Source organism: Paraburkholderia sp. BCC1885 (assembly GCF_900996235.1).
Lineage (GTDB): Bacteria > Pseudomonadota > Gammaproteobacteria > Burkholderiales > Burkholderiaceae > Paraburkholderia.
On the sequence record NZ_CAAJGM010000208.1, the window covers coordinates 168,063 to 181,313 of the forward strand.

Genomic DNA, 13,251 nt, shown 5'->3' on the forward strand with positions numbered 1-13,251 from the left:
CGTCAGGTGTCGAGCCGCTCGATCTGCGTGACGATTTCCGCCGCCACCCGCTCGATAAACATCAACTGCCGCACCGCCTCGCTTGCCGCCTGGTCCACGCCGCTGTCGAGCAAGGCGCCGAGCCTGGCGAAACGGACCCGCTCTTCGTCGCGCAGTTCGTTAAGCAAGGCGTCGAGCGCGTCGACGTTCTTTGCCGCCGCGGCGTCTTCGATGCCTTCGCGCCATTCCATCTGCTGCATCAGGAACGCCGGCTCCATGGCCGTATTGTTCTCCGCGCCGACATCGATGCCGCGCAGCGCCAGCAGATACGTGGCGCGCTTTAACGGATCGCGCAAGGTCTGGTACGCCTCGTTGGCGCGCGTCGCCCATTGCATGGCAATGCGCTTTTGCGCGTCGCCCGCCGCGGCGAAGCGGTCGGGATGCACCTGCGACTGCACCGTGCGATAGGCGTGATCGAGCACGCCGGCGTCGAGCGTGTATTGCGCCGGCAGGTCGAACAGGTCGAAGTGGCTGTCGTTCAGCGAGGCCATCGAATCAGATGTGGTCCGTTCAAGAGGCGCGTCCCTGCAAAGTCAACCGCCGGGACCGCGCGAAACAAGGTGCGACAAATTAAAAAGGCGGCCCACGCCGCCTTTTTTCCGCTTCACGCGGACTGAAACCGTTCAGACGCGGAACGACTCGCCGCAGCCGCACTCGTCCTTCACGTTCGGATTATTGAACTTGAAGCCTTCGTTCAGCCCTTCGCGTGCGAAGTCGAGTTCCGTGCCGTCGATATAGGCGAGGCTCTTCGGATCGACGATGATCTTCACGCCGTTGCAGTCGAACACCTGGTCTTCCGGCGCGAGTTCATCCACGTACTCGAGCTTGTAAGCCAGCCCCGAGCATCCGGTGGTGCGCACGCCCAGGCGCAGACCGACGCCTTTGCCGCGCCGGACCAGATACTTCTGGACGTGCTGTGCTGCCTTTTCGGTCAACGTAATTGCCATAGCGTTTCTCGTTGCGGCCTTAAGCAGCGTGCTGCTTGTCGCCCGCTTCTGCCGCGCCACCGTGACGTTGCTTGTAGTCGGCCACCGCTGCCTTGATCGCGTCTTCCGCGAGGATCGAGCAGTGGATCTTGACCGGCGGCAGCGCGAGTTCTTCGGCGATGTGGGTGTTCTTGATTTCCATGGCCTGATCGAGCGTCTTGCCCTTCACCCATTCGGTGACGAGCGAGCTCGATGCGATGGCCGAACCGCAGCCATAGGTCTTGAACTTCGCGTCTTCGATAATGCCGTCCGCGCCCACGCGGATCTGCAGTTTCATCACGTCGCCGCAGGCCGGCGCGCCGACCATGCCGGTGCCGACTGCATCGTCGTCCTTGGCGAAGGAACCGACGTTGCGCGGATTTTCGTAATGGTCCAGAACCTTGTCGCTATAAGCCATGATTACACTCCTTGATTCGTTTCAACCTGCATTCGGTGCGATGTTTCGCCCGGTGGCGCGCTACGGCGCTGCTTAGTGCGCAGCCCACTGGATCGTCGAAATATCGACCCCGTCCTTGTACATTTCCCACAGCGGCGACAGATCGCGCAGCTTCGAAATTTTGGTCTTCAGCAGGTTGATGACGTAATCGACGTCCTGCTCCGTCGTGAAGCGGCCCACCGTGAAGCGGATCGAGCTGTGCGCCAGTTCGTCGTTGCGGCCCAGCGCGCGCAGCACATACGACGGCTCCAGCGACGCCGACGTGCACGCCGAACCCGACGACACGGCGACATCCTTCACCGCCATGATCAGCGACTCGCCTTCGACGAAATTGAAGCTGATGTTCAGGTTGTGCGGCACACGCTTTTCCATGTCGCCGTTCACGTAGGTTTCTTCCATGTCCTGCAGGCCGCGCAGCAGACGGTCGCGCAACATGCGGATGCGCTCGTTTTCCGTGGCCATTTCTTCACGCGCGATACGGAACGCTTCGCCCATGCCGACGATCTGGTGCGTCGCCAGCGTGCCCGAGCGCATGCCGCGCTCGTGACCGCCGCCGTGCATCTGCGCTTCGATACGGATACGCGGCTTGCGACGCACATACAGCGCGCCGATGCCCTTCGGGCCATAGGTCTTGTGGGCCGAGAACGACATCAGGTCGACCTTCAGCTTTTGCAGGTCGATCTCGATCTTGCCGGTGGCCTGAGCCGCATCGACGTGAAAAATAATGCCCTTTTCACGGGTGATCTCGCCAATCGCCTCGATGTCCTGGATCACGCCGATCTCATTGTTCACCGACATCACCGAGACCAGGATCGTGTCCGGGCGCAACGCTGCCTTGAACACGTCGAGGTCGATCAGGCCGTCATCCTTTACGTCCAGATAGGTGACTTCGAAACCTTCGCGCTCGAGTTCGCGGGTGGTGTCGAGCACGGCCTTGTGCTCGGTCTTCACCGTGATGATGTGCTTGCCCTTGCTCTTGTAGAAGTGCGCCGCGCCCTTGATGGCGAGGTTGTCCGACTCCGTGGCGCCCGAGGTCCAGATGATTTCGCGCGGATCGGCGTTCACCAAAGCCGCGACGTTCTCGCGCGCTTCTTCGACCGCACGTTCCGCATCCCAGCCATACGCGTGGCTGCGTGATGCCGGGTTGCCGAACTGCTCGCGCAGGTACGGAATCATCTTGTCCACCACGCGCGGGTCGACCGGAGTCGTGGCGCTGTAGTCCATGTAAATGGGCAGGTGGGGAATGTCGTTATTCATGAATCGCTCCGGGGAACATCATTGCTCTGGCTTCTGGGTTCTTCATCTGGGCTCGCCGCTAGACCACGGCGCCCTAGGAACCGGCCATGTTGAAAACGGAATTCGGTCCGCGCGGCGCGACGCGGGCGGGTTCGACCGCCGGCGCCTCGCTGCGGCGGTCGCGCAGCACGGCCGGCGCGCCTTCGCGCGAGCGTTGCTGATCGACCAGATCCTTTAGCGACACCGAATCCAGGTACTCGACCATCTTCTGGTTCAGGGTGGACCACAGTTCGTGCGTCATGCAGTGGCCGTCGTGCTGCTTGGTGCCTTCGCAGGTGCCCTTGCCGCCGCATTGGGTGGCGTCGAGCGGCTCGTCGACGGCAATGATGATGTCCGCGACGGTGACGTCTTCGGCGCGGCGGGCCAGATTGTAGCCACCACCCGGTCCGCGCACGGACTCGACGATTTCATGACGGCGCAGCTTGCCAAACAGCTGCTCGAGGTAGGACAGGGAAATGTGCTGGCGCTGGCTGATACCCGCAAGCGTCACCGGGCCCTGCTCCTGGCGCAGCGCCAGGTCAATCATCGCCGTGACGGCGAAACGGCCTTTCGTGGTGAGTCTCATGATGTGGGGATCGCAATTCTCGACAAGTTTGCTCAAGTATAAATACATGAGCAAATTAGTCAAGTATCCCTACCGCGATTTGGGTCATTTGCTTAATTGACGCGGCATGGACATGGCGCGTTTCGCAGCGCACGGAACCGACGCGGTCCACCTAAAACGCCAGTTGCGGCTGCAACGCCGCGATCAGCCCGCGGCAGGCGGCCTCGCACTGATCGAGCACCTGTTCGAAGCCGGCGGCGCCGCCGAAATACGGATCGCTGACTTCCCGCTCGCCCGACCAGCGGCCATCGGCTTGCGGCACGAATTCCATCAGCAGGCGAATCTTGTCGCGCTGGGCCGGCGGGCAGATCCGCTGCAGGGCGGCGACGTTGGCGTCGTCCATGGCGATCAGCAGATCGAAGCGCTCGAAGTCCGGCGCGCCAATCTGACGGCCGCGCAGTCCGGACAGATCGTAGCCGCGCTGGGCCGCCGCACGCTGCGCGCGCTCGTCGGGCGCCTCACCGACGTGCCAGTCGCCGGTGCCGGCCGAATCAATGACGATGCGCCGCTCCAGCCTCGCCTCGCTCAACTGATGCCGCATCACCCCTTCCGCAGTCGGGGAACGGCAGATGTTCCCGAGACACACAAAGCAGATGGAGATGGTTTTCATCAGGGCGCGGGATGCGATGCATCCGTTTTATTGGGTTAGCGAGCAGTGCCGCGATTATACAAAGGGGACAAAAAACGCGCCGGGGGCGTGTACCGCGCGTGCGGCGGCATCGCCACGGTGCCGGGTGTTGTGAAGCCGCGCGCTAACATGATTGGCTGTGCCGCGCATATTCCACCCGTGCCGTTGTCCGCATACATGGGCTCCCATCACGCGCTCACGACGCTTCCGAAGCCTGCATCGAAGCTACAGCGCGCACCGATTTGACCGGCAACGCGGGATCATTGCCCACCAGCCCATACGAAACCGTGCGCGCCAATTCCGCCGTAAGCTGGCTCGCGCCCAGCGGCGGCTGCGCGATCCGCGAGGCGGTCTCGCCGCCCACATACAGGCACGCCGCCGCTGCAAACGGCATAAACAAAGCCACTGGCCAATACATCGATATTGTCTTTTTCATGATGTCGTTTCTCTTCCGATTGAGGCATCGAGACCCTGTGGCCCACCATGCCCAGTCCAAATGGTATAGAAGAAATCAATCAGGATAAACCCGTCATAGCGGGATACAGAGTTGCGCTGGGGAGAACAGTGGCCCAGACAGCGGCCCAGAGCGACGCCGGAGAAAGGCGCCTCGGCTTGACCGAAGCGAGATTCTTACAAATCTCTACAGTTTTCTTTCGATTTACATTCAGAATGGCTACTTAACCTAACCGCAGCCCGAATCATGTCTCTTCGAATCAAACTGTTTGCCCCTGCTTGTGCCGCCTTGGCCTTCCTCGGCGGTTGCGCGGTCTATCCGGACGGCAGCCCGGCTTATGGGGGACCGGCCTATGGAGGACAAGCGTATGGCGGCGACTACTACGGATATGGGGGCGGACCCGCCGTGATTCAACCGGAGGTAGCGATCGGCATTGGCGGCTATTCCGGCTCCGGCTACTACGATCAGCGTCGCGGCTATGGACCGGGCTACCACGGCCAGTCGAACTGGGGCGAGCACTCGCGGCCGGACCACGGCGAGCACCCGCACGTTGGCGATGGCGGCCCGCATGGCGCGGCGCAGGGCGGCGGCCCAGGCGGACACCCGGGCGGGCCACCGCCACAGGCCGGCAGCAACGGTGGACAGCACGGCGGCGGCTACGGCGGCGGAACCAGCCGTGGCTCAGGCGGCGGCAATAACCGAGCAGACGGGTACGGCTACGGCCAGCATTCCAGTCAGCACTGAGCGGCGGCCAGCTCGCGCGGACAAGGGCGTGTGTCAAAGCCGCCCTGCCCCCCCTCAGAACAAACCATACGCACACGCACGCGCACTACCCGAGGTGACTGCGCTGCGCCGCGTATAGCTCGCGGAACGTGCGGCCCACCGGCGCCGGCATGTCACGGGTATCGGTCCAGCCCGCCGCGAGCGGCAGACGCCCGATCGCGCGCCGGCGTCCTCCCATTTGTTCGAGTACCCGCACCGCCAGCTTCGTAAAAAGCGCGTAGGCATCCGGATGGAGCGCGAGAAAGCCCCACACCTTCAGCCCCACGCGCTCGTGCCAAGGTCGCAGGTGCCGCTCCACCTGCTTTTCACGCAGCTTGCGCAGCAGGTCCGAAAGCGGAATTCCGACTGGACAGACGCTATTGCATTCGCCGCACAGCGTGGCGGCCTGCGGCAGATCGAGTGCCTTGTCGAGGCCCACATAGCTCGGCGTCAGCACCGACCCCATGGGCCCCGGATACACCCAGCCATAAGCATGGCCGCCAACTTTCTGATACACCGGGCAGTGATTCATGCAGGCGCCGCACCGGATACAGCGCAGCATCTCCTGAAAGTCGCCGCCGATCAGCCCGGTACGCCCGCCGTCGACCAGCACCACGTACATATGCTCCGGACCGTCCTGATCGCCGGGACCGCGTGGGCCGGTCAGCACCGAAAAATAGTTCGAGGTCGCCTGGCCGGTGGCTGAGCGCGGCAGCAGGCGCATCGCGGTCGCGAGGTCTTCGAGCGTCGGCAGAATCTTTTCGATACCGGTGACCGCCACGTGCACGCGCGGCATCACCGTACACATGCCCTCGTTGCCTTCGTTGGTCACGAGCGCGACCGAACCGGTCTGCGCCACCAGAAAATTGCCGCCCGTCACGCCCATGTCCGCAGTCATGAAATGCGGCCGCAGGACTTCGCGGGCCTCGCGCGTCATCTCCGTGATCTCGGTCAGGCGCGGCCGCTGGTGCGTTTTCGCGAACAGCTCGGCGATCTCGTCCTTATCCTTGTGGACGACCGGCGCGATGATATGGCTCGGCGGTTCGTTGTCGTTGATCTGCAGAATGTATTCGCCGAGATCGGTCTCGATCGACTGCACGCCCATCTGCCCGAGCACTTCGTTCAGGCGCATTTCCTCGGTGACCATCGATTTGGTCTTGATCACCTTCTTCACGTCGTGCCGGCGCGCGATGTCCGCGACAAGCCGCGCCGCGTCCTGGGTCGTTTCCGCGTACAGGACCGTGACGCCGCGCCGGGTCGCCTCGCGCTCGAACGTCTCCAGCCAGACGTCGAGGTTCTCCAGCGCGCGATTGCGGCGCTCCTTGAGCGCGGCGCGCGTGGCGGCGAAATCGATTGCGGTGATGGCGGCCGCCCGCGCCGAGACGAACTTGGTCGACAGCTTGGTGAGGTTCTGCTGCAGGCGCTGATCGGCGAGCTTCTGGCCCGCGCGGGCCTTGAACTGCATCGTTTGAACTTGCATGGCGGCCTTGGGATTTGCTGGTTGGGTCTACGCGTCGCCAGCCAACACCTGGGCGATGTGCAGCACGCGCGTCGCGGTGTCGCCCTTGCGGCGCAGACGGCCTTCGATATTGAGCATGCAGCCGAGATCGCCGAGCACCACCGCGCCCGCGCCGCTCGCACCGATATTGGCGCACTTCTCGTCGACGATCGCCGTCGAGATGTCGCCGTACTTCACCGCGAAGGTGCCGCCGAAACCGCAGCAATGCTCGCAATCCTTCATCTCGGTGACCGCCACGCCGGCCTGGGCGAGCAGCGCGCGCGGCTGTGTCTTCACGCCCAGCTCGCGCAAGCCCGAACAGGAATCGTGATATGTGACCGGTCCCGCGAACTCGCCCGGCGGCAATTCGACTTTGGCGACCTCGACGAGAAACTCGGTCAACTCGAACACCTTGGGGCGCAGCCGGCCGAAGCGGCTCATCAGGTCCGGATCGTCGCCGAACAGATCGCCATAATGCACGCGGATCATGCCGCCGCACGAGCCGGACGGCACGACGATGTAATCGAACTGCTCGAATTCGCGCAGTGTCTTCAGCGCCAGGTCGCGCGCGAGACCGCGCTCGCCGGAATTGTAGGCGGGCTGCCCGCAGCAGGTTTGCGCCGGCGGCACGACGACTTCGAAGCCGGCTCGCTCGATCAGCTTGATGACCGAAAAGCCGATTTCGGGCCGCATCAGGTCGATCAGGCAGGTGACGAACAATCCGACTCGCATGGGCGCTCCTTTGGGAAAACGTCCCTGATTATCCGCCGTTTGCCGCACAATACCAACGCCAAACCTGCCTGATGCGCGTTACGCTGCGGCGCGGCGAAGAATTGGAATCCGGCCTCGAACGGCGTTCGCTTTTTTCACATTACGATATACAATCAATTCTCCGCTGTTTGACGCGTCAACCGATTTCTCCCCATGAGCGACACGAACCCGGATCCCAAGACCTCGATCCAGGTGATCGAGCGCATGATGCGGCTGCTCGACGCCCTGGCTGCGCATAGCGACCCGGTCAGCCTGAAGGAACTCGCGCTGCGTACCGAGCTGCACCCTTCCACCGCCCACCGCATCCTGAACGACATGGTGACCTGCCGTCTGGTCGACCGGTCGGATCCGGGCACCTATCGACTCGGCATGCGTTTGCTCGAGCTCGGCAATCTGGTCAAGGCGCGCCTGTCGGTCCGCGATGCCGCCTTGACGCCGATGCGCGAATTACACCGTCTGACGGGCCAGACCGTGAATCTGTCGGTGCGCCAGGGCGACGAAATCGTCTATATCGAACGGGCTTATTCGGAACGCTCGGGCATGCAGGTGGTGCGAGCTATCGGCGGACGGGCGCCGCTGCATCTGACCTCGGTGGGCAAGCTGTTTCTCGCCGCGGACGAATCGACCCGCGTGCGCGCCTACGCAACCCGCACGGGTCTGTCAGGACACACGCAGAACAGCATCACCGATCTAGCCAAGCTCGAACGTGAACTGCTGCACGTGCGCCAGCAATCCTGCGCGCGCGATAACGAGGAACTGGAACTCGGCGTGCGCTGTATCGCCGCCGGCATCTATGACGATACGGGCAAGCTGGTCGCCGGTCTGTCGTTGTCGGCGCCGGCCGACCGGCTGCAGGACTCGTGGCTCGGGCAACTCAGCAACACGGCGCTGGTGATCTCCGCCGCGCTCGGCTATCAGGCCGAAACTCCGCCCGCCAGCCCGCATCATCAGCATGCCTGACTGAAGCGCTTTTCCAGACGTCACGGAAGTTGCAGGTGCAGCAGATGCAAAAAGCCCCGCACTTGCGGGGCTTTTCGTTGCGACTGCCTTGAAGCATCTGGCCGTGCGGTGCGTGGCGTTCAGGTGCCCGCGCCGCCCGCATCCGCGCTGGTGATGTGCTGCTCACCACCGTTGTCGAGCCATGTGCGCAGACGCGTCGCGTCCGCAAAGCGCGAGTACTTACCCGACGAATCGAGCAGCACCACCACCATCGGACGGCCGTGAATGGTGGTCTGCATCACCATGCATTCACCCGCCTCGTTGATGAAGCCGGTCTTCTGCAGGCCGATGTCCCACGTGGGGTTACGCACCAGCGCGTTCGTGCTGTTATAGGCGATGGAGCGCTTGCCGGTGTACACCTCGTAGCTGCGATCCGTCGAGAACTCGCGGATCATCGGGTACTGGTACGCCGCCTCGACCATCTTCACCAGATCACGCGCGCTCGACACGTTCTCGCTCGTCAAACCCGACGGGCTTTCGAAGTGCGTATCGGTCATGCCGAGTTGCTTCGCCTTGGCGTTCATGGCCGCGATGAAGGCCGGACGGCCGCCGGGGAAGTAACGCGACAGCGCGGCTGCGGCGCGGTTTTCCGAGGCCATCAGCGCGATATGCAGCATGTCTTCACGCGAGAGCACCGAGCCGACCGCGAGGCGCGAGCCGGTGTTCTTGATGTAATCGCGGTCTTCGTCGGTGACTTCGATCGGCTCGGTCAGCGGCGCCTTCGAATCCAGCACCACCATCGATGTCATCAGCTTGCTGATCGAAGCAATCGGCACCACTGCGCGCGAGTTCTTGTCGAACAGCGTCTCGCCGGTGTTCTGGTCGACCACGTAGGCGACGCTCGAGCGCAAGGCCAGCGCGTCCGGCGTGTCGTGCAGGCCGAACGCCTGGCCGACCGTGGGCTGGCGCGGTTCGAACGCGACCTGGCGCACGACCGTATGACGGCGGCCACTCATGGTGTACGAAACACGGTGACGGCGGCTCTCCACGCGCGGCGTTTCGTCTTCGGCCACGGTTTTCGCGGCCTTGGACGACTTCGCGGCAACGGTGGCGCCCGCTTTCTTCGACTTCGCGTTTCTGAGCGTTTTCTTACTGGCTTTGGCTTTGGCAGGGGCGGCAGCGGCCGTTGCCGTCGCCGCGAAAGCGTCGACAGGCGCGGCAAACGCGGCTGCGATGACCACCGAGGCGGCCACCGACACAGCGGTGCTGAGGGCCACGCCGTGAATCACTTTGAGCGACGAAAACATGTCGGTTTTCATTGGTGTTCTGTCAGGGGCGGCGGGAGTTTTACGCAAGTGTAGTAAAACCACGAAAAATTAGCAATATTAAGCACTTATCGATGCTCCTTAAACCGGCTTATAAGATCCGATTGCAAGAAGCCTATAAGGCTCGCAATCTCGATCGAAAAAAACGATCGCACTTGCGGCGGTTCGTCGGGGCTGTCAAGCGCCGAATTTCGGCGCATCCCAACAGCATAACGGCAATTTCGAGACAACCTTGATCGGGAAAAATACGGTCGTTTCGCGAACCGCAAAACGCCGCAGACCGTGGCCCAGTGGGCGTTCCTCAAGGGCTCCGGCCAATGCTCCAATCGTCAGACAGTTAAGTAACTGCTGTAGATCGGGCCATCGCGCATTCGACCGGGATGCGGGATTAACGTTCCTCGACAGATTCCGGTTTACATCAATTGTTGTTTTTTCGCATTCAAGCGTCAGATTTTTCTTGCACTGCGCAACCCCTCTTCCTTCACCGATATGCCCATGCGGCAGCGATTGGGTCGCCGGCGCAGCAAAATCTACCGTTGCAACACGCACCAGCGCTGTGCAGCGGTCAATCCGACATGCGTCAACGCTATGTCATATGCATTTCATAACGTCTTGTTTTATCAGCAGTTTCTTAAGATGGTGCGACGCACCAAAAGAGCTTGACATCCGCCGCCATCATCCTAAAATAGGTTCCATTGCTGCGATGCACAATACATCGCGGCGTAGCGAAATGCACCGTTTTGCCCATTTTTGTCATTAACCAACACGGTCCGCACCAGACGGGCCGTCCATCCAGGAGCGTAAACATGTCTCTGCTGACCCCTGAGCAAATTGCCGCAGCACAGAAGGCCAACCTTGAAACGCTGTTCGGCCTGACGACCAAGGCATTCGAAGGCGTCGAAAAGCTGGTTGAGCTGAACCTGCAAGTCGTGAAGTCGACGCTCGCGGAAAGCCAGGAAAATGCACAACGTGCGCTGTCGGTGAAAGACGCACAGGAATTCTTCGCACTGCAGGCTGGCCTCGCGCAGCCGGCATCGGAAAAGGCCTTGTCGTATGGCCGTCACGTGTATGAAATCGTCTCCGCCACGCAGGCTGAATTCGCCCGTGTTGCTGAAGCTCAGTACGAAGAGCAGAACCGCAAGGTGCAGTCGCTGGTCGAGAACGTCGCCAAGAATGCCCCGGCTGGTTCGGAAACCGCTGTCGCCGTGCTCAAGTCGGCCATCACCGCCGCCAATACGACTTACGAAACGGTTCACAAGGCCAGCAAGCAGGCAGTCGAAATCGCCGAAAGCAACTTCAACGCAGCCGCTACGGCCGCGTCGAAGGCCGCTTCGCAAGCCGCCGCTCAGGCTTCGCGCTCGGCCAAGAAGGCCGTCTAAGGCTTCGTTTCAGGCTGAAAGCCGAGACTTCTTCGGCCGCCAGGATTGAAAGCATGAGAAACAAGACGGGCTGAATGCCCCGCCCTGCTGAAAGAAAAACGGCGCGCCCTTTGCGGGGCGCGCCGTTTTTTTTCGCCGCCTGATCCCGCTTACTTCTTTTTCTGCGGCGGCAGATCGGTACAGACGCCTTCGTACAGCTCGGCCGCCATCCCAATCGATTCACCCAGGGTCGGGTGAGGATGGATGGTCTTGCCGATATCGGTTGCGTCCGCGCCCATTTCGACCGCCAGGCACACTTCGCTGATCAGATCGCCGGCATTCAGGCCGACGATACCGCCGCCGATCACGCGATGCGTGGCTTCGTCGAAAAGCAGCTTGGTGAAGCCCTCATCGCGGCCATTGGCGATCGCACGGCCCGAAGCGGCCCACGGGAAGACGGCCTTGCCATACTTGACGCCTTCCGCCTTCAACTGGTCTTCGGTCTTGCCCGCCCATGCGACTTCCGGATCGGTGTAAGCCACGGACGGAATCTGCAGCGCGTCGAAGTAGGCCTTCTCGCCGTGCGCCGCTTCGGCCGCGACGTGACCTTCATGCACGGCCTTGTGCGCGAGCATCGGCTGACCGACGATATCGCCGATCGCGAAGATATGCGGCACGTTGGTGCGCATCTGCTTGTCGACCTCGATGAAGCCGCGCTCCGTGACGGCCACGCCGGCCTTGTCGGCACCGATCTTCTTGCCGTTCGGACTGCGGCCGACGGCCACCAGCACGAGATCGTAGCGTTGCGGCTCAGCCGGAGCCTTCTCGCCTTCGAACGTCACGTAGATGCCGTCGTCTTTCGCTTCCGCTGCGGTGGTTTTGGTCTTCAGCATGACGTTGGCGAAACGCTTGCTGTTGTACTTCTCCCAGACCTTGACGAGATCGCGGTCGGCGCCGGCCATCAGACCGTCGCGCATTTCGACGACGTCGATCTGCGCGCCGAGCGTCGAGTAGACCGTCGCCATTTCCAGACCGATGATGCCGCCGCCGATCACCAGCATGCGCTGGGGAATCTGACGCAACTCGAGCGCGCCGGTCGAATCGACCACGCGCGGATCCTCGGGAATGAACGGCAGCTTCACCGCTTGCGAGCCGGCCGCAATGATGGCCTGCTTAAACTTGACGACCTTCTTGCCGCCGTCGGTGACGACTTCCATGTGATGGGGATCGACGAACGTGCCGGTCCCTGTCACGACTTCGACCTTGCGCGCCTTGGCCATGCCGGCGAGACCGCCGGTGAGCTTCTTGACGACGCCGGACTTGAAGTCGCGCAGCTTGTCGAGATCGACTTGCGGCTTGCCGAACGTAATGCCGTGAGCACCGAGCGCCGCGGCTTCGTCGATGACGAGCGCGGTATGCAGCAATGCCTTGGACGGAATGCAACCCACGTTCAGACACACGCCGCCAAGCGTCGCATAACGCTCGACCAGCACGGTCTTCATGCCGAGATCCGCAGCACGGAACGCGGCCGAATAACCACCGGGCCCCGAACCGAGCACGAGCATCTCGCATTCGATATCGGCGCTGCCGGAGAAACTGCCGGCCTGCGGCGCGGGCGCGGCGGCCTTGGGAGCCGCAGCCGGCGCAGACGCCGCTTGCGGCTTCGCTTCAGGGGCAGGCGCGGCAGCCTTTTCGGGCTCCCTGGCGGCGGCCTTGGGCGCATCTTTCGCCGGCGCGGCTTCAGCCGACGATTCGACGATGGCGATGACGGTGCCCTGAGACACCTTGTCGCCAGCCTTGACGCGGACTTCCTTGACGGTGCCGGCGGCATCGCTAGGCACTTCGATGGAAGCCTTATCCGACTCGAGCGTCATGAGCGCCTGCTCGTTCTCGATGACGTCGCCCGGCTTGATATTGACTTCGATGACATCGACATCCTTGAAATCACCGATGTCCGGCACCTTCACTTCGACGAGACTCATAGTGTCCCCTTCTCTTATTGATCGTTGACGAGAGAAGAACCCGAAACTTTCGATCTGACGGTCACCGTAAGCGCGGACAGAAACATCCTTTGCTGTCCGCCGAAGGACGCGCCTTTCTTTTGCCTACTTTTCTTGTCTTCCAAAGAAAAGTAGGTGCCGCCCCGCACAGGGGC

The 13,251-nt window shown here is 62.3% G+C and carries 15 protein-coding genes; 3 read left to right on the plus strand and 12 right to left on the minus strand.

Going from position 1 to position 13,251, the window contains the following annotated elements; genetic code table 11:
* Positions 1–2 precede the first annotated feature (2 nt).
* The 7 genes from hscB to FQ755_RS19240 all read right to left on the minus strand — a co-directional run bounded on the left by hscB (position 3) and on the right by FQ755_RS19240 (position 4,425).
* The gene (gene hscB, locus FQ755_RS19210) at positions 3–530 is read right to left on the minus strand and encodes a Fe-S protein assembly co-chaperone HscB (protein ID WP_144156395.1); all 528 of its coding nucleotides are present in this window, start codon (positions 528–530) and stop codon (positions 3–5) included.
* A 132-nt stretch (positions 531–662) separates the two neighbouring features.
* Entirely contained in the window at positions 663–986 is a 324-nt protein-coding gene (gene iscA, locus FQ755_RS19215) for an iron-sulfur cluster assembly protein IscA (protein ID WP_074299878.1), read from the minus strand.
* 19 nt (positions 987–1,005) lie between these two features.
* Positions 1,006–1,422 carry a Fe-S cluster assembly scaffold IscU gene (iscU, locus tag FQ755_RS19220; RefSeq protein WP_144156396.1) on the minus strand — a complete coding sequence of 139 codons (417 nt, stop codon included), beginning with the start codon at positions 1,420–1,422 and terminating at the stop codon, positions 1,006–1,008.
* 72 nt (positions 1,423–1,494) lie between these two features.
* Positions 1,495–2,718, minus strand: a complete 1,224-nt coding sequence (locus FQ755_RS19225; protein ID WP_144156397.1) for an IscS subfamily cysteine desulfurase — start codon at positions 2,716–2,718, stop codon at positions 1,495–1,497.
* A gap of 73 nt (positions 2,719–2,791) precedes the next feature.
* Positions 2,792–3,322, minus strand: coding sequence for a Fe-S cluster assembly transcriptional regulator IscR (iscR, locus tag FQ755_RS19230; RefSeq protein ID WP_074299886.1), 531 nt, complete (start codon positions 3,320–3,322; stop codon positions 2,792–2,794).
* Positions 3,323–3,473: 151 nt separating this feature from the next.
* Complete coding sequence (locus FQ755_RS19235) at positions 3,474–3,971, minus strand: low molecular weight protein-tyrosine-phosphatase (protein ID WP_144156398.1); 498 nt, start codon at positions 3,969–3,971, stop codon at positions 3,474–3,476.
* Positions 3,972–4,185: 214 nt separating this feature from the next.
* Positions 4,186–4,425 (minus strand): hypothetical protein, encoded by a 240-nt coding sequence (locus FQ755_RS19240; RefSeq protein WP_144156399.1) that lies wholly within the window; start codon positions 4,423–4,425, stop codon positions 4,186–4,188.
* Between the two features lie 264 nt (positions 4,426–4,689).
* Between FQ755_RS19240 and FQ755_RS19245 the strand changes: the two genes are divergently transcribed.
* Positions 4,690–5,187, plus strand: coding sequence for a hypothetical protein (locus FQ755_RS19245; RefSeq protein WP_260858707.1), 498 nt, complete (start codon positions 4,690–4,692; stop codon positions 5,185–5,187).
* 85 nt (positions 5,188–5,272) lie between these two features.
* On the opposite strand, the gene FQ755_RS19250 is transcribed toward FQ755_RS19245, so the two are convergent.
* Positions 5,273–6,685 carry a lactate utilization protein B gene (locus tag FQ755_RS19250; RefSeq protein ID WP_144156400.1) on the minus strand — a complete coding sequence of 471 codons (1,413 nt, stop codon included), beginning with the start codon at positions 6,683–6,685 and terminating at the stop codon, positions 5,273–5,275.
* Positions 6,686–6,712: 27 nt separating this feature from the next.
* Entirely contained in the window at positions 6,713–7,435 is a 723-nt protein-coding gene (locus FQ755_RS19255) for a (Fe-S)-binding protein (protein WP_144156401.1), read from the minus strand.
* A gap of 192 nt (positions 7,436–7,627) precedes the next feature.
* Between FQ755_RS19255 and FQ755_RS19260 the strand changes: the two genes are divergently transcribed.
* Positions 7,628–8,434, plus strand: coding sequence for an IclR family transcriptional regulator (locus FQ755_RS19260; protein ID WP_144156402.1), 807 nt, complete (start codon positions 7,628–7,630; stop codon positions 8,432–8,434).
* A 119-nt stretch (positions 8,435–8,553) separates the two neighbouring features.
* Here FQ755_RS19260 and pbpG read toward each other — a convergent pair whose 3' ends face one another.
* Positions 8,554–9,732 (minus strand): D-alanyl-D-alanine endopeptidase, encoded by a 1,179-nt coding sequence (gene pbpG, locus FQ755_RS19265; protein WP_144156403.1) that lies wholly within the window; start codon positions 9,730–9,732, stop codon positions 8,554–8,556.
* A gap of 183 nt (positions 9,733–9,915) precedes the next feature.
* Positions 9,916–10,287: a hypothetical protein gene (locus FQ755_RS19270; RefSeq protein WP_144156404.1), complete on the minus strand. Its 372-nt coding sequence runs from the start codon at positions 10,285–10,287 to the stop codon at positions 9,916–9,918.
* Positions 10,288–10,544: 257 nt separating this feature from the next.
* Between FQ755_RS19270 and FQ755_RS19275 the strand changes: the two genes are divergently transcribed.
* Entirely contained in the window at positions 10,545–11,117 is a 573-nt protein-coding gene (locus FQ755_RS19275; RefSeq protein WP_144156405.1) for a phasin family protein, read from the plus strand.
* Positions 11,118–11,266: 149 nt separating this feature from the next.
* Here FQ755_RS19275 and lpdA read toward each other — a convergent pair whose 3' ends face one another.
* On the minus strand, positions 11,267–13,078 hold the full coding sequence (lpdA, locus tag FQ755_RS19280; protein WP_144156406.1) for a dihydrolipoyl dehydrogenase: 1,812 nt from the start codon (positions 13,076–13,078) through the stop codon (positions 11,267–11,269).
* Positions 13,079–13,251 lie beyond the last annotated feature (173 nt).

Coding starts and splice junctions, on each gene's coding strand:
- hscB (WP_144156395.1), bottom strand. CDS start 530: ATGGCCTCGCTGAACGACAGCCACTTCGACCTGTTCGACCTGCCGGCG.
- iscA (WP_074299878.1), bottom strand. CDS start 986: ATGGCAATTACGTTGACCGAAAAGGCAGCACAGCACGTCCAGAAGTAT.
- iscU (WP_144156396.1), bottom strand. CDS start 1,422: ATGGCTTATAGCGACAAGGTTCTGGACCATTACGAAAATCCGCGCAAC.
- FQ755_RS19225 (WP_144156397.1), bottom strand. CDS start 2,718: ATGAATAACGACATTCCCCACCTGCCCATTTACATGGACTACAGCGCC.
- iscR (WP_074299886.1), bottom strand. CDS start 3,322: ATGAGACTCACCACGAAAGGCCGTTTCGCCGTCACGGCGATGATTGAC.
- FQ755_RS19235 (WP_144156398.1), bottom strand. CDS start 3,971: ATGAAAACCATCTCCATCTGCTTTGTGTGTCTCGGGAACATCTGCCGT.
- FQ755_RS19240 (WP_144156399.1), bottom strand. CDS start 4,425: ATGAAAAAGACAATATCGATGTATTGGCCAGTGGCTTTGTTTATGCCG.
- FQ755_RS19245 (WP_260858707.1), top strand. CDS start 4,690: ATGTCTCTTCGAATCAAACTGTTTGCCCCTGCTTGTGCCGCCTTGGCC.
- FQ755_RS19250 (WP_144156400.1), bottom strand. CDS start 6,685: ATGCAAGTTCAAACGATGCAGTTCAAGGCCCGCGCGGGCCAGAAGCTC.
- FQ755_RS19255 (WP_144156401.1), bottom strand. CDS start 7,435: ATGCGAGTCGGATTGTTCGTCACCTGCCTGATCGACCTGATGCGGCCC.
- FQ755_RS19260 (WP_144156402.1), top strand. CDS start 7,628: ATGAGCGACACGAACCCGGATCCCAAGACCTCGATCCAGGTGATCGAG.
- pbpG (WP_144156403.1), bottom strand. CDS start 9,732: ATGAAAACCGACATGTTTTCGTCGCTCAAAGTGATTCACGGCGTGGCC.
- FQ755_RS19275 (WP_144156405.1), top strand. CDS start 10,545: ATGTCTCTGCTGACCCCTGAGCAAATTGCCGCAGCACAGAAGGCCAAC.
- lpdA (WP_144156406.1), bottom strand. CDS start 13,078: ATGAGTCTCGTCGAAGTGAAGGTGCCGGACATCGGTGATTTCAAGGAT.